The sequence below is a fragment of the Allostigmatella hybrida genome (assembly GCF_020103775.1).
Classification (GTDB): Bacteria; Myxococcota; Myxococcia; order Myxococcales; family Myxococcaceae; genus Hyalangium; species Hyalangium aurantiaca.
Window position 1 is genome coordinate 151235 of record NZ_JAHXBH010000015.1, and the last position, 14892, is coordinate 166126.

The following is a 14892-nucleotide window of genomic DNA, read 5'->3' on the forward strand; positions in this document are numbered from 1 at the left end:
CATGAGTCAACCGCTGGTCTCCCTTGCTTGCCATGCCTACGCCTTCGCGGCGCTGGTGTACCTGACGTACCTGGTGCGCCAGTGGGACGCGTTGGTCCTCGCCGGACGCCTGCTCGTGGGCGGCGGGCTGGCGCTTCACGGCGTGGCCCTGGCCCTGGCCATGGGCGCTCAGGGCATCATGCCCGTGGGCGCTGCCCAGGGTTTCTCCACGCTGGCCTTCCTCCTGCTCGCCATCGGGCTCGTGCTGGATGTGCGCTACCGCAAGCCCGTCATCGGCGCCTTCATCACGCCCCTGGCGGTGGCGGTGCTGCTGCCCGGGCTGCTGCTGCAGGAGGGGCGGGCCCCCTTGGACGCGCCGCTGCGCCAGCCGTTGTTGCCGGTGCATGTCGGCATCGCCCTGCTGGGGCTGGCCGCCTTCGCCGTCGCGGCGGGCGTGGGGGTGATGTACCTGCTCATGGAACGCCAAGTGCGCGGCAAGCACTTCGGGCTGCTCTTCGCCCGGCTTCCCTCGCTGGAGTTCCTGGACACCCTCAACCGCCGCCTGGTGGTGTGGGGGTTCGTCGCACTTTCCATCACCCTGGCCACCGGGGCCTTCTTCGTGGCGGGCTCGCCGCGGGGGCTGACGTGGATGATGGATGCGAAGGTGGTGGCCACCTTCGTGGCCTGGGGGCTGTTTGCCTCGGTCGCGGGGGCGAGGGTGCTCGTGGGGTGGCGGGGCCGGCGGGTCGCGCTGCTGACGATGGCGGGGTTCTGCCTGGTGCTGGTGTCGTTCCTGTCGTCGTATGACTTCTCTGCCGGGGGGATGCGTTAGCGATGGAACTGCTCTGTCTGGGCGTGTCCCATCGGACCGCCCCCCTCAACGTCCGCGAGCGTCTGGCGTTGCCGGAGCCCCAGCAAGCCGAGTTGCTGCGGCGGCTGGCGCAGGCGCCCTCCTCCGAGGTGCTGCTCGTCTCCACCTGCAACCGGGTGGAGGTGTACATGTGCGCCCCGGACCTGTTCCAGGCGGACCAGCTCGTGCGCGAGGAGCTGAGCCGGCTGGGCGGGCCGGAGACGCTTCACCACCTCTATGCCCACCAGGGCGCCGGGGCGCTGGAGCACCTGTTCCGCGTGGCCTCGAGCCTGGACTCCATGGTGCTGGGCGAGGCGCAGATTCTGGGCCAGGTGAAGGAGGCCTATGAGCTGGGCGTGAGCACGGGCTCGGTGCGCAGCGCGCTGATGCGGGTGTTCGCGGCGGCGTTCGGCTGCGCCAAGCGGGTGCGCACCGAGACGGCCATCGGCCGGGCCTCGACGTCCATGGCCTCGGCGGCGGTGTCGCTGGCCAGCAAGGTGTTCGACGATCTGAAGGACAAGACGGTGCTGGTGGTGGGGGCCGGCGAGATGGCGGAGCTGGCCGCTCGGCACCTGCGGCAGGCCGGGCCGCACCGGCTGCTGGTGGCCAACCGCACCCTGGCGCGGGCCCAGGCCCTGGCCGCCGAGGTGGGCGGCGAGGCCCGTCCCTTCGAGGAGCTGCATGGGCTCCTGAAGGATGCGGACGTGGTGGTGTGCTCGACGGCCTCGCCGGTGCCGCTGTTCACCCGTGAGAGCGTGAGCGCGGTGGGCCGGTCCCGGCGGTTCCGGCCCCTGTTCATGGTGGATCTGGCGGTACCCCGGGACATCGCGCCGGACGTGGCGGAGCTGGACTGGGTGCATGCCTACGACGTGGATGACATCCAGAAGTTCGTGGCGGAGAACGAGGCGGCGCGGGCCGAGGAGGCCCAGAAGGCCGGCGTGCTCGTCATCCAAGAGGTGTCCCGCTTCATGCGGGAGCGGGCGCTCCGCGAGGGCATGCCCGTGCTGGCGCGGCTCCGGCAGCGGGCGGAGCAGATTGCCCGCGCGGAGGTGGAGAAGACCTTGAGTGCGATGGGCGATGGACTGAACGACAAGCAGCGCAAGAGCATCGAGGCCATGGGCCGCGCCATCGTCAACAAGCTGCTGCACGAGCCCACCGCGCGCCTGCGTGCCGTGGGCCCAGAGCACGAGGGCAACCGGCTCGCGGGGGCCGCCGCCGAGCTGTTCGGACTGGAAGACGAGGCCGCCTCCCGCGCGGAGGCCCAGGCCGCCGCGCCCCCGGCCATCGCCGCCAGCGGGGGCAAGCGATGAGCGGCTCCGTGCGAATCGCCACCCGCCAGAGCCCGCTGGCGCTCTGGCAGGCCCGCCACGTGGGCGCGCTGCTCGCCGGGCGCCACCCAGGGCTGTCCGTGTCCCTGGTGGAGATGACCACCGAGGGAGACCGGTTTCTCTCGGCCCCGCTGTCCGCCGTGGGCGGCAAGGGGCTGTTCGTGAAGGAAATCGAGCAGGCGCTCCTGGATGGCCGCGCGGACATCGCCGTGCACAGCCTCAAGGACATGACGTCCGTGATGCCCGAGGGGCTGATGCTCGCGGCGGTGCCGGTGCGTGAGGATCCGCGGGATGCCTTCTGCAGCCCCACGGGGCTGACGCTCGAAAGGTTGCCCCAGGGCGCCCGGGTGGGCACCTCGTCGCTGCGCCGCAGCTGCATCCTGCGCTCCCGGCGGCCGGACCTGGAGATCGTCAGCCTGCGCGGCAACGTGCAGACGCGGCTCCAGAAGACGCGGGAGCTGGGGCTCGCGGGCGCGGTGCTGGCCCATGCCGGGCTCAAGCGCCTGGGGCTGGAGCGGGAAATCTCCGAGGTGCTGTCCCCCGAGGTGAGCCTGCCCGCGGTGGGGCAGGGGGTGCTGGCCATCCAGTGCCGCACGGAGGACGCCCAGGTGAGGGCGCTGCTGGCCCCCCTGGAGGACGAGACGACGCGCATCGCGGTGACGGCCGAGCGGGCGCTGCTGGCCAAGCTGGAAGGCGGGTGCACGGTGCCGATGGCGGGCCATGCCACGCTGGAGCAGGGCCGGGTGTACCTGAGGGGCTTCGTGGGCCGGCCGGATGGCACCCAGGTGGTGGCCGGCGAGGTGCGAGGCCCCATTTCGGAGGCCCACGCGCTGGGCGAGGCGCTCGCCGAGGAACTGTTGTCCCGCGGCGCGGGCGAGATTCTTCGCGATTTTGGCCGCGCGGGCCCGGGTCCGAAGTCCTAGAGTCCGCCGCCGTGGAACGGCGACTCGAAGGCAAGCGCGTGCTGGTCACGCGTCCGAAGGAACGGGTGGAGGAGCTGTGCTTCCTCCTGGAGGATGAGGGCGCGGAGGTGATGAGCCTTCCGGTGCTGGAGCTGCGGCCGCCGGAGGACGCGCGGCCGCTGGCTGCCGCCGCCGAGTCCATTCAGCGCTACCGGTGGGTCGTCTTCGCGAGCCCCTTCGCCGTGGAGGCGCTCATGGAGGCCCTGCGCGAGGCGGGCACGGCGGACCGCCTGGGCCACGTGCGAATCGCCGTGGTGGGCCCTCGCACCGCGCGGACGGCGGAAGGCTATGGCCTGACGGTGGCGGCGGAGCCCGCCGAGGCTACCGGCCTGGGCCTCTTCGAGGCGATCCGGGAGTCCCTGCACCCGGACGATGAGGTGCTGCTGCCCGCGGGCGAGGAGGGGCGCCGGGAGCTGGAGCTCGCCCTGCGCGAGCACGGGGTGCGTGTCACCCGCGTCACGGCCTACCGGTCCACCCCGGCGGAGCTGCCGCCCGAGGCCCACGAGGCCCTCGGGCAGACGCCGCCGGACGTGGTGCTCTTCGCCTCCCCGCGCACGGCGGAGCTCTTCCTGGAGGCCATGGGCGCCAGAGGACTGGGCCAAGCCAAGGTGGTGGCCATTGGCCCCACGACGGCGGGGACCCTGGCCCGGTTGGGCGTGGCGGTGGCGGCTGTGGCCGAGCGTCCCACCTCGGAGGGGCTGGTGGACGCCACAGTCCGTGCGGTTCACGGGTAGAGTGCCGGCTGCATGAATCTCCTTCGCCCCTGGGGGCTGCTCGCCACGCTGTGTCTGTCTGGAGGGGCCCTGGCCACGCCGGGCACGCCGCAGTCCGTGGAGGCGCTCGTTCAAGCCTCGGACCGGGTGGTGCTCGCGCGGGTGAAGGGCTCCCACGTCCGCGTGCCCCAGGGCAACGTGCGGCAGATGACCACCGTGAGCCAGCTCGACGTGCTGGAGGAGTACCGGGGGAAGGGGCCCCGGGCGCTCGAGGTGGTGCAGCTGGGGGGCCGCAGTGGCCTGTGGGAGTCGCGCCTGGTGGGGGATGCCACGCTCACCGAGGGGGAGACGGCGCTGTTCTTCCTGCGCTGCCCGGACCCCCAGGTGGTGACGCGCTGCGGGCTGGTGGGGCTGGGCGCGGGCAAGAGTCCGGTGACGGCGGGGGAGAACGGCCCGCGGCAGGTGCAGCTCTCCGCGCAGGTGAAGGGGGGCCCCGCGTCGCGGCCGCTCTCCGAAGTGATTGAAGAGATCCGGCGGGCGGCTTCGCCCCCGGCGTCGCAGACGAGGGGCAAGCGATGAACGGTAGATGGCACGGGTACGCAGCGCTGGTGATGCTGGCAGGGATCTTCGCGGGCTCGGCGGACGCGTACGTTCCCCTGGGCTACGAGATGCTCCACACGCGGGACAATCCGTTCCGCTACTACCTGGACGCCCGGGCCGGCTCGCCCGCGGGCATCGCGCTCTCGGAGGTGGAGAAGGCCACCAACGCCGCCTTCCAGACCTGGGAAGACGTGCAGTGTGCCTATCCGGATTTCCAATACATGGGCCGGAGCACGGCCAACGCGGCCATCAACCCCAACAACCTGGGGGACCCGTATGACACATTCAACGTGAGCACCATCTGGGTCACCCAGACCACGGACCCGTACTACGAGACGGCGCTCAACTATGGCAACCGGCCCTCGGCCACCCTCGCGCTCACCTATGCGGGGTACCTCTACCAGTGCGACATCTTCGTCAACGCGGTGAAGTTCAAGTGGACCACGTTGCCGAACACCACCCCCAGCCAGGGGTTCATCGACCTGCAGACGGCCCTCACCCACGAGGTGGGCCACTGCCTGGGCTTCGATGACAACGCCAACCCGCTGACCTCGGTGATGAACCCGGAGCTGCCGGTGGGGGGCAACCGCCGCGCGCTCGACCCGGATGACGTGACGGGGGCGTGTGCGCTCTATCCCGAGAATGGCGATGTGGGCTCTCCGTGCTCCGCGAGCGACCCGTGTGCCAATGGGCTGACCTGCGTGACGCGCAGGACGGCGGAGGGCGCGTCGGCGCAGTACTGCACCAAGGGCTGCATCGGGAACACGAATGGCGAGTGTCCGAACCCCTTCCTGTGCCGGCCCTCCACCGCCGTGGCGGGCTCCGCGCGCGCGTGCCTGGCCGTGCCCGATGAGTTCGTCACCCAGGTGGGCGCCCCGTGCGAGCAGTCCCCCCAGTGTGGCTCGCCCCGTGGCATCTGCCAGCCGCCCCTGCAGTTGCCCTCCACGGGGACAGCGTGGGTCGGCGGCTACTGCCAGCAGTCGTGCGTGGCGGGCGCCAGCCCCACGGTCTGCCCCACGGGCTCGCTGTGCGCCGAGCTGGGAGCCGATGACCGCTGCTTCCAGCGCTGTGATGCTGTCTCCGGGGGCTGCCGGGAGGGCTACACCTGTGCCCCGCTGGCCCAGGGCTCTGCCTGCATTCCCAAGTGCTACGCCGATGCGGACTGCAACCCGGGAGGGGGCACTGCCTTCGTCTGCCGGGTGTGTGACGGCGTCTGCGTCCAGAATGATCAGTCGGCCCGCGGGGTGGGAGATCCCTGCGATGCCAGCAACGCGTGCGGGCCTGGGCTGGGCTGTACCTTGATTGGCAACCACCCCCAGGGCATCTGCTCGCGGTCGTGCTCCACGGCGTGTGACTGCCCGGCGGGCTCGACCTGCCGCACGGTGGGCGCGGACAAGCTGTGCATGCGCGACTGCGCGGGCGGCACGTGTGCCGAGCCCATGCAGTGCAACCCGCTGGACACGGTCTACGCGTGCCAGCCTCCCTGCCGCACCAACACGGACTGCCCGAACGGTTTCCTCTGCGGCGCCGACGGGTGCTATTCGGACCAGGCCCCCGATGGCGGCTGCTCGCTTTGCAATGATGGCGGCACCCCGCCGCCTCCGCCCCCCACGGATGGAGGAAGCGGGGGAGGGGACAGCGAGAGTCCGGGGGGCTGCGGGTGTTCCTCGGGCACGGCCGCCTCCGCGCTGGCCCTCTTCGCGGTGTTCGCGCTGCTGAGGGGGGGAGGGCGCCGATCGTGGTCTCGCCGGTGAACGCCCCCAGCCGCGGCCAGGCGGACTTCAGCACGGCGTTCGTTCTGGAGGCGCTGGTGGCCCAGGGCCTGCTCTCGCCTCAGCAGGCTCAGGAGATTCTGGCCCGGGAGTCGGCGGCCCGGGCCCGGGTCCTCAAGTCCCGCTCCCAGGGCGGCTCCAAGGAGACGGCGCGCTACGATGTGTCCCCGGTCGAGGTGATCGCCGCCTTCCAGGTGCCGCTGCCGGAGGGCCGGGGCCCGCTGGACGAGGACCGGGTGACGGAGGCGGCGGCCCACGCCGCGGGCATGGCCTACCGGAAGATCGATCCCCTCAAGCTGGACATGGGGCTGGCCACCCGCACGGTGTCGCGCCCCTTTGCCCAGAAGCACGTGCTGCTGCCCCTGGAGCGCTCCCCGCAGGGGCGGCTCGTGGTGGCGGTCGCCAACCCGTTCGACCGGGAGCTGTTCGAGAACCTCTTCCGGCTCACGGGCCTGCCCATCGAGCCGGTGCTGTCGGCGAAGGTGGACATCCTCAAGTCCATCGCGGAGATCTACGGCTTCAAGAAGACGCTGGCCCGGGCCGCGGATGACTTCGCCGCCGCGCCCCAGCTCTCCAACTTCGAGCAGCTCGTCTCGCTCAGCGGCACCCAGGAGCTGGAGGCCTCCGACAAGCCCGTGGTGCAGGCGGTGGACTACCTGCTGCGCTACGCCTTCGACAACCGGGCCTCGGACATCCACATCGAGCCCAAGCGGTCCACCTCCCAGGTCCGCCTGCGCATCGATGGCGTGCTGCACACCGTGTACACGCTGCCCGCCGGGGTCCACCCGCCCATCGTCTCGCGCGTGAAGATGCTCTCGCGCATGGACATCTCCGAGAAGCGCAAGCCCCAGGACGGGCGCATCAAGACGGAGCGGGACAGCCGGGAGGTGGAGCTGCGCGTGTCCACGCTGCCCACCGCCTTCGGCGAGAAGGTGGTCATCCGCATCTTCGATCCGGAGACGCTGGTCCAGGACATCGCCCAGCTGGGCTTCGAGCCGGACGAGAAGGGCGCCTTCGAGTCCTGGATCGACCAGCCCCACGGGCTCATCCTCGTGACGGGCCCCACGGGCAGCGGCAAGACGACGACGCTCTACTCGGCGCTCAAGGCGGTGGCGGGGCCGGACGTCAACGTCACCACCGTGGAGGACCCCATCGAGATGGTGTGGGAGGGCTTCAACCAGGTGCAGGTCCAGCCCAAGGTGGGGCTCGACTTCGCGGGGGCCTTGCGCCACATCCTCCGGCAGGATCCGGACGTCATCATGGTCGGCGAGATTCGCGACGGGGAGACGGCGGAGAACGCCATCCAGTCCGCGCTCACCGGCCACCTGGTGCTCTCCACGCTGCACACCAACGACGCGATCGGCGCGGTAGCGCGCATGAAGGATCTCGGCGTGCCGCCCTTCCTGCTCTCGCAGAGCCTGGTGGGGCTGATGGCGCAGCGCCTGCTGCGCCGGGTCTGCGCGCACTGCGCGCAGGAGGCCACGCTGACGCCGGACGAGCTGATCGCCCTCCAGGTGCCCCTGCCGTTGCTTCCCGGCGGCGTCCGCTTGCGCAAGGGGGCGGGGTGCGTGCGCTGCCGGGGGACGGGCTACCTGGGCCGCACGGGCGTGTTCGAGATCGTCAGCGTGGGCGCGGAGCTGAAGGAGCTCGTCACCCAGGCGGCGCCCTACCACACGCTGGTGGAGGCGTCCCGGCGCGCGGGCATGCGCACGCTGCGCGAGGCGGCGGTGCGCAAGCTGGCCCAGGGGCTCACCTCGTTCGAAGAGGTGGTGCGGATGACGTCCCGCTGAGGAGGGCCCCGGGGCGCGGGGAGCGCCACCGCCGGGGCCCGTGGCCCCGCGTTAGAAGCGGGCCTGGAGCAGGGTGTTGAATCCCAGCCCGTGCGGATCCTCGAAGCGGGGCTGGGCCACGCCGGTGGTGTCGTCCCGGAACGTGGTCCGGTTCGAGTCGTACGTGTAATAGACCTCGCCCACCGCGGCGACCGTCTCCGAGAGATCCCACCGGAAGGTGGCCTTGGCGGAGAGGATGGGCTCGGCCTCGCACGCCTCCGAGGAGGAGCCGCACGTCTGGGGCAGGATGCTGAGCTGGTTCACGTCGCGCACCACCACGGTGCGCGTGCCGGACAGGCCCGGGGGCGGGTTGTTGCCACCGCCCAGGAACTGGGGGCTGCGGTAGGAGGCGGGCATCTGCACACCGGCGATGAAGCCCGGGGTGAGGTGCAGATCCTTCAGGTGGTAGTCCGCGCCCACGGCGATGAACATCTCGGGCTTGAGCTCCGTGCCATCCGGGAAGTCGCGGAAGGGCGGCAGGCCGGGCACGTCGAACTGGATGAAGGACAGGCTGCGGTAGAGGCCGAGCACGTGCAGGCGCAGGTAGTCGAGCTTCGCGCGGGCCTGGAGGGCGATCGCCGTGGCGCCCTGGGGCACGGTGCGCGCGCTCACGTCGGGATCCTCCAGCGACTGGGTGAGATAGCTGCCCTCGAGCGAGATGGAGTAGGCAAGGCCGCCCGGGTACGACTCCGGCGCGAAGAACCGCTGGTACACCTCGGGGTCATTCCGGTAGAGCCGGAAGTCCACGCTGGTGCCCACGGGGACGCCCACGTGGTAGACGGCCTGGCCCGAGACGCCCGCCGAGTTCACGGGCGCCCGGATGCCCTGGTTGGCCAGGCCCGGGATGATGCCCTTCTGGAAGTAGCCGCCGCCGACCTCCAGGCGCAGCGTCTCCAGGATGTCCACGCCCGCGCCCGCCATCGCACCGTAGAGCGTCTCCTGCTCCAGGATGAGATCATTGAGCACGAGCGCCGTCTTGCCGCCGACGTACGCGTACCAGCGGTCCCGGGTAATCTGCAGCTTGGCGCCCGGCACGCCCTGCGCGGTGGCGCGCGTGGTGAAGATGCTGCTGCCGCCCCACGAGATGCGGTAGGCGTAGCCGAGCCGGAAGCGGTCCGCGGACACCGGGAAGCCGGTGAGCGAGATGCCCTCCTTCTCGCCCCAGCCCGGAGGGGTGTAGTTGAGCCGGATGTAGCTGGAGTTGTCCTGGAGCGTCACGCCGCCGGAGGGGCTCTCCAGCAAGAGCACGGTGAGGGCCGCCTCGGTCGTGAGGCCCTCGAAGAACGCGGGCATGCGCTTGTAGAGCGTCAGGTTCGACAGCGACTCGAAGCCGGAGAACCGGGTGTTGAAGTTGTCGTAGAACTGGGTGTTCTGGTTCCCCGCGCCGAAGCGCGCATTGGGGCTGTTGGGCGTCGTCTCCCCGGCGCCGGCCAGGACGTTGTCATCCGCGAAGACGAAGGACAGACGCGTATCGACGAAGTCACCGGCCCAGGCGGGCGCGGCAAGGGACAACAGCCCGGTCAGGGCCACGGTGCGCAACGTTTTCAAATTCCCTCCACGGAGGGGCCGCGAGGCCCCTCTTCCCAGAAGCCCCGTGACCGGGGCTGGATGGCTCTTACGGAACAGCGTTTTCGTCAGGACACGTCTTGATGGGACTCGGGCACTCGCCCTCGGGGCCCGGGAAGCAGCAGAGGTCATCCGCGTCACGCAGGTTGATGACCCAGCGGGGCCGTGCGGCGCTCACCTGCTTCAGGTGTCCAGTCACGTTGTAGGTGGCCGCGTGCAGCAACCGGCACTGCCGGGCCCTCTCGGCGTCCGCGTCGCTCTCGCTGCAGTCCACCCGGAGTTCCGGGATGGCATCGCGCGTCATGATGTTGATGCGGGTGCGGCTGTTGAGCGACACGTGGCACTCGCCCCGGCCGCTGATGGCGCCGTCGGCGATGACGGCCACGTACTGCTCGGTGCTGGCCATCGAGTGCTCCAGGTTCGTGCGGGCCGCCAGGGCCGTGTCTCCCGCGGTGGCCGCCACGGTCCGGGCGCCGAACTTCACCTTCACCGGCGTGTCACACCAGACGTTGACCTGGGCAGGGCCGTTGGCGACGGTGGAGTTGAGCGCCACGGTGGTGGCCGTGGACTGGGCCGAGACCTTGAGTACCTGGGTGCGCCCGCTCAGCGAGTTGTCCCGGCCCGCCTCGCGGGGACCCGGGTTCGCCATCTCCACCACGAACTGGCCATAGCTGTTGAGCGTGGTGCGCTCCGAACAGATCTGCCCGGCGAACTCGCCCGTGCCGGTGGTGCACTCGGCATTGCACTTGCGCTCGACGGCCTCCTCAGGAGGCTCCACGTTGGCGCAGGTTGTCCAGGCCCCGTTGCTGCGGCCAGGGCAGAAGAACGTCACCGCGCCGTCGCCATTGGCGTCACAGTTCTTGAAGACCTGGGGGAAGCGCACGCGCCGGACCTTGACCAGCGAGGACTCCATGCTCTCCATCTTCATGTTGCCGTAGCTGTAGCCGCACAGCGGGTCGGTGTTGAAGACCTCCGGCTTGTTGTCCAGGCCGCAGTAGCGCAGGAGCACCTCACGCACCGGCACCTGATCCAGGTACTTCGTCCACTGGGCGGGCGGCAGGGTGTCCCGCACGCGCTCGCGGATGATCCACGAGGGGAAGGTGAGCTGGGTGGTGGCCGTGAAGTCCTGCACCGAGCCCGAGAGGGACCAGAGCAGATCGCCCGGGTACAGCCCCTCGGGGAAGGAGTAGTTGTAGACGTAGACCGAGCCGTAGGTGCCCGGCGTGAAGCCGTCCTCCTCGGGGGTGCGGACGTTGGAGCCCGTGCCCGTGTACTCGCGCACGCGGCAGGCGGTGAGGTCCGTGACGAAGAAGCCGCCCGGATCCAGGCCGGTCACCACCATGGTGACGAGCTTGCCGTGGTTGGGGTCCTTCGCGTTCGGGTCCTGCAGGTTGTAGCCCAGGGGGCAGTTCTGGACGAGTGGGGTGCCATTCTCGGGCGCCCGGCCCACGGTCAGGTACTGCCGGTCGAAGGGCGAGCCGCGGCTGTCGGTCTGCACGTCCGGCTCCTGCATCCGGGCGATCGTCGGCTCCTCGAAGAGAATGGCCGGGGTGATGCCGGTGGCGAAGGTCGGCGGGGTGTCCGAATCCGGGGGAAGCTGGCTGGGGTCTCCCGACACGCCGCCGTCCAGGAAGTCCACCTGGGGCGGCTCATCCTGCACCCACACGCGGACGTCCCCGTAGAGGTGGGACACGCGCACGGTGCCGGTGCCGGTGCCGTTCGTGAGGGTCGTCCACCGCGTCGCGTAGTCCCCGGACAGGTCTCCCGGGACCGCGCGGAAGGAGACGGGGCCATTGAACGAGGTGAGGGGCTGGGACGCGGCATCCAGCGCGGTGATCTCCAGCTCGATGTCCACCGGGTTCTTGGGGATGGCGTAGCGGCACTCCGGCGTCCCGCGCACCTCGGCGGGCACCGCGTCCGTGCTCACGCCGTAGCGGTAGATGCAGGAGGTCGTCACGGACAGGGGCGTGAGGGCCCCGTTGGAGGCCACGGCGGACAGCTTCTTCACCTTCACCTGGAAGGTGCTCAGCTTGCTGGCCGAGGACGGGTCCGGCGTGTCGCTCGAGTCGGTGTAACAGCCGGCCATCATCAGGGCCGTGCCCAGAAGGAGCCGCTTCATCACTTCACCCTCCGGCCGATCCGGCCGTCTTCGATTTCGCCCGAAATGCCCATGGCGGTGGGGTTCTCACAGAAGTTCTTCAGCTGCGGGGTGATGGTGCCGCACGTGGGGTTGGTCCCCGCCAGCGCCTCGCGGCAGTTGCACCGGCCCGTGAAGGGGCCCGGGGGGATGTTGCAGGTGGCCTGCAGGGATTCGGGCGTCAGGTCCGGCACCCCGCACCGCTGCAGATCATCGGGCTTGCTCAGCAGCCCGCCGCAGGTGCAGCTGCCCACTTGTTTCTGCAGGGCGCTCTTGAAGTCCTGGGCCTGGGCGCAGAAGGAGCGGACCTGCTCGCTGACCGTCCACTGGCCATCGATCAGGGTGCCGCAGCGCTCGCCCGTCTTGGACGTCTCCCGGCCCTCGTTGATGTCCTCGCAGGTGCAGAAGCCCTGCATGTAGCCGATGAGCGAGTCGCGCAGGGAGATGCCCGTCTCGATGCGGGTGGTGTTGCTCTTGAGCACCCGGAAGCCCGAGCCGCCCTTGGCGATGTAGTCGTTGACGGCGATGCGGTAGGTGCCTCGGGGGTCCAGCGGCTTGCCGTTGATCTGGATGTCGGTGGCGGGGTTGGCCCAGCACCGGCTCTGGTTCTGGTCCGCCAGGCACTGCCAGGGGGCATGGCCCGCCCGGTCCGTCTGGGGACACCATTTGGCGGCCCCTCCATCATCGGGATTGCAGGGGATGCTCAGGGCATTGAGCTGGGCCTGGGCACAGTCCATGGTGAAGCGGGCGCCGGAGACCTGGGCCTGGCTGACACAGCCGCGCTCCGCGGAGCGCTCGGTGACGAAGTCGAACAGCTCCTGCATCTCCACGCCGGACAGGTACATGATGTTGATCGTGTTCTCGAAGGGGAACACGTTGAACATCGCCTCCTGGGTGATGACGCCCGCGTAGAGGTTGTCGCGGATGCCCAGCGAGTTGGTGAGCGCCATCTCCGCCTCCACCCGGCGGCGCTTGCGCATGGAGTCGGCGGTGAGGTTGCCCAGCGGGGAGTCGCCGCCCGTGGAGTTGTTGCGGCGCGCCACATCGCTCGGCGCGTAGGAGAAGATGGACGTGAGCTGGAGGTTGGTGTCCATGCCCAGGATGTAGGACTGCATCAGCCCCGTGGTCCAACGGTCCTCCAGGTTCTGGCACTCCTCGATGGCGGTGCGCACCCGGGGGTTGGTGGCGAACTGGCCCGGGTTCCAGAAGCTGTCCTGGTAGTAGGCGCGCATGGCGTCGTTGCACCACAGCGCGTCGAGCGGCATGGCGCGGTAGTCGTGGCTCACCAGCTCCGCGCCATCCAGCGACGGCTCCTGGGGCACCTTCACCACCAGATCCAACCGGCCCACGTACTTGGCGAACGCGCCCGAGTGGGACAGCAGCACCTTGCGGCCGCTCGGGTCAATGATGCTCTGCGGCGGGTTGAGCACCACGTGCAGGTGGCCGCCCATGATGACGTCGATGCCGCTCACGCCGGGGATCTGCACCCGGACCACGGACTTGAGGTTGCCCTCCTCGCCGCGCCACTCGAGGATCTTCCAGGGGTTGTTCTCGCGCAGGATGAAGGGACGGGCCGCCTCGTACTCGTAGTAGCCCTCGTAGCCGAGCACCAGGTCCTGGTCCTCGGTGAGGCCCAGGTGGCTGACGATGACGACCAGATCCGTCACCGGGCGCAGCAGGTCCACGTAGGCGCGCGCCGCCTCGTTCTGCTCCAGCGGGGTGGCCTGCAGCGAGTTGCCACCCTCGACGATGGAGTTGAGCGAGGAGATGTTGGCCATGCCGATGATGCCCACCCGCAGGCCTTTGATGGTGCGGATGGTGTAGGGCATGGTGACGGCCGAGGCGCCGTTGTTGCCGCTCTCGCGGGCGTCGTTCCAGAAGTAGTTGGCCGACAGCAGCGGGAACACGGCGTGGTCGCGCGCCTTCTGGACGAAGTTGGGGGCGCCCGCGTCGAACTCGTGGTTGCCCACCACCGCCGCGTCCAGCCCCACACCGGACAGGAAGCGGAACTCCGCCTCGCCCTTGTTGGTGTTGAAGATGGGCGCGCCCTGGAAGCAGTCACCCGAGTCCAGGTGGATGACGCGCTCACCGCGCTGGCGCTCGCGCTTGAGCAGCGCGGCCATACGGGTCGCACCGCCGAAGGGGCCTGCCTCGGGGATGAGCCCCAGGTCCGTATCCGTCTTCAGCGGGGCGAAGTCGTACGGGATGAGCCGCGAGTGAATATCGGAGGTGTGAAGGATGGAGAGACGAACCTCTTGTCCCGCCAGGTTGTACTCCTCGCCATCCATCAACGGCATGCACGAGGCGGAGACCAGGAGACAAGAGAGGCCGAGCAAGGCACAGCGCATCAGTGGGTCCGAACGCTTGTCGAGGGGGGTGACGCGGGAGACGGCGCAAGGTACGAAATCAAACGGATTCGGGCAAGCAACGCCCCGATGACGGTTTTTCGCTCACGGAGCAGGCATGCGGTCAAACAACACGTCTGTCACTGATATCGAGATCATCGAGGATTTCTCGCCTACCGCGAGATGCGACGAGGGCTTTCTGCGGGTGAGGCGCTTGCGCTGCCAGAACCGGCGCGCGGATGGCTCGGCCTCCAAGGTGTACCGGGTGGATGTGGTGGACCGGCCCCGCCTGGACGCGGTGGCGGTGCTCGTCTACCGGCGCGGTGAAACAGGGCTGGAGGTGCTCACGCGGATGAACCTCCGGCCCGCGGCGTTCTTCCGCAAGGGCAAGGACATGGCGCTGCCGGACGGGCGCAGCTACCTGCGCGTGGAGGAGATCGTCGCGGGGCTGCTGGAGCTGGAGGACAAGGGCGAGGAGGGGCTGCGGCACCGCGCGGCGGAGGAGGTGCGCGAGGAGGCGGGCTACGTGGTGTCGCCCGAGGAGATCCGCTTGCTGGGCGCGGGGTTCTTCGTGGCCCCGGGCATCCTGTCGGAGAAGGTGTTTCCGGCGGCGGTGGATGTGACGGGTAAGCAGCCACAGACGCCGGAGGGAGATGGCTCGCCCCTGGAGGAGGGGACGGAGCTGCGCTGGCACCCCATCGAGGCGTTGCTCGCGGCGTGCCGGCGCGGCGAGGTGCCGGACGCGAAGACGGAGATCGCCATCACCCGGCTGCTGGCCAGCCAGCCGTAGCGCCGCCGCGGGTTGGCCAGC

The 14892-nt window shown here is 70.0% G+C and carries 11 protein-coding genes; 8 read left to right on the top strand and 3 right to left on the bottom strand.

Going from position 1 to position 14892, the window contains the following annotated elements:
* Position 1: 1 nt before the first annotated feature.
* From KY661_RS22460 to KY661_RS22490, 7 genes are read left to right on the top strand one after another with little or no spacing between them, the layout of a single operon-like run.
* Positions 2-811: a cytochrome C assembly family protein gene (locus KY661_RS22460; protein ID WP_075008075.1), complete on the top strand. Its 810-nt coding sequence runs from the start codon at positions 2-4 to the stop codon at positions 809-811.
* A gap of 2 nt (positions 812-813) precedes the next feature.
* Entirely contained in the window at positions 814-2139 is a 1326-nt protein-coding gene (gene hemA, locus KY661_RS22465; RefSeq protein WP_225412164.1) for a glutamyl-tRNA reductase, read from the top strand.
* Complete coding sequence (hemC, locus tag KY661_RS22470; RefSeq protein ID WP_225412165.1) at positions 2136-3080, top strand: hydroxymethylbilane synthase; 945 nt, start codon at positions 2136-2138, stop codon at positions 3078-3080. Before hemA ends, hemC begins: the two co-directional genes overlap by 4 nt.
* An 11-nt stretch (positions 3081-3091) precedes the next feature.
* A complete protein-coding gene (locus KY661_RS22475; RefSeq protein ID WP_225412166.1) occupies positions 3092-3853 on the top strand; it encodes a uroporphyrinogen-III synthase in 762 nt (253 codons plus the stop codon).
* A 12-nt stretch (positions 3854-3865) separates the two neighbouring features.
* On the top strand, positions 3866-4411 hold the full coding sequence (locus tag KY661_RS37335; RefSeq protein WP_263437251.1) for a hypothetical protein: 546 nt from the start codon (positions 3866-3868) through the stop codon (positions 4409-4411).
* Positions 4408-6186 carry a matrixin family metalloprotease gene (locus KY661_RS22485; protein WP_225412167.1) on the top strand — a complete coding sequence of 593 codons (1779 nt, stop codon included), beginning with the start codon at positions 4408-4410 and terminating at the stop codon, positions 6184-6186. Before KY661_RS37335 ends, KY661_RS22485 begins: the two co-directional genes overlap by 4 nt.
* Positions 6171-7994: a GspE/PulE family protein gene (locus KY661_RS22490; protein WP_225412168.1), complete on the top strand. Its 1824-nt coding sequence runs from the start codon at positions 6171-6173 to the stop codon at positions 7992-7994. The genes KY661_RS22485 and KY661_RS22490 overlap by 16 nt, the downstream gene beginning before the upstream one ends.
* Positions 7995-8045: 51 nt before the next feature.
* Here KY661_RS22490 and KY661_RS22495 read toward each other — a convergent pair whose 3' ends face one another.
* The 3 genes from KY661_RS22495 to KY661_RS22505 form a co-directional block, all read right to left on the bottom strand.
* Positions 8046-9581, bottom strand: coding sequence for a hypothetical protein (locus KY661_RS22495; RefSeq protein WP_225412169.1), 1536 nt, complete (start codon positions 9579-9581; stop codon positions 8046-8048).
* 67 nt (positions 9582-9648) lie between these two features.
* Complete coding sequence (locus tag KY661_RS22500) at positions 9649-11718, bottom strand: hypothetical protein (RefSeq protein ID WP_225412170.1); 2070 nt, start codon at positions 11716-11718, stop codon at positions 9649-9651.
* A complete protein-coding gene (locus KY661_RS22505; protein WP_225412171.1) occupies positions 11718-14072 on the bottom strand; it encodes a bifunctional metallophosphatase/5'-nucleotidase in 2355 nt (784 codons plus the stop codon). Before KY661_RS22505 ends, KY661_RS22500 begins: the two co-directional genes overlap by 1 nt.
* A gap of 127 nt (positions 14073-14199) precedes the next feature.
* Here KY661_RS22505 and KY661_RS22510 point away from each other — a divergent pair, with 127 nt between their 5' ends.
* Entirely contained in the window at positions 14200-14871 is a 672-nt protein-coding gene (locus KY661_RS22510; protein ID WP_225412172.1) for an NUDIX hydrolase, read from the top strand.
* Positions 14872-14892 lie beyond the last annotated feature (21 nt).

Coding starts and splice junctions, on each gene's coding strand:
- KY661_RS37335 (WP_263437251.1), top strand. CDS start 3,866: ATGAATCTCCTTCGCCCCTGGGGGCTGCTCGCCACGCTGTGTCTGTCT.
- KY661_RS22460 (WP_075008075.1), top strand. CDS start 2: ATGAGTCAACCGCTGGTCTCCCTTGCTTGCCATGCCTACGCCTTCGCG.
- hemC (WP_225412165.1), top strand. CDS start 2,136: ATGAGCGGCTCCGTGCGAATCGCCACCCGCCAGAGCCCGCTGGCGCTC.
- KY661_RS22500 (WP_225412170.1), bottom strand. CDS start 11,718: ATGAAGCGGCTCCTTCTGGGCACGGCCCTGATGATGGCCGGCTGTTAC.
- KY661_RS22510 (WP_225412172.1), top strand. CDS start 14,200: ATGCGGTCAAACAACACGTCTGTCACTGATATCGAGATCATCGAGGAT.
- hemA (WP_225412164.1), top strand. CDS start 814: ATGGAACTGCTCTGTCTGGGCGTGTCCCATCGGACCGCCCCCCTCAAC.
- KY661_RS22485 (WP_225412167.1), top strand. CDS start 4,408: ATGAACGGTAGATGGCACGGGTACGCAGCGCTGGTGATGCTGGCAGGG.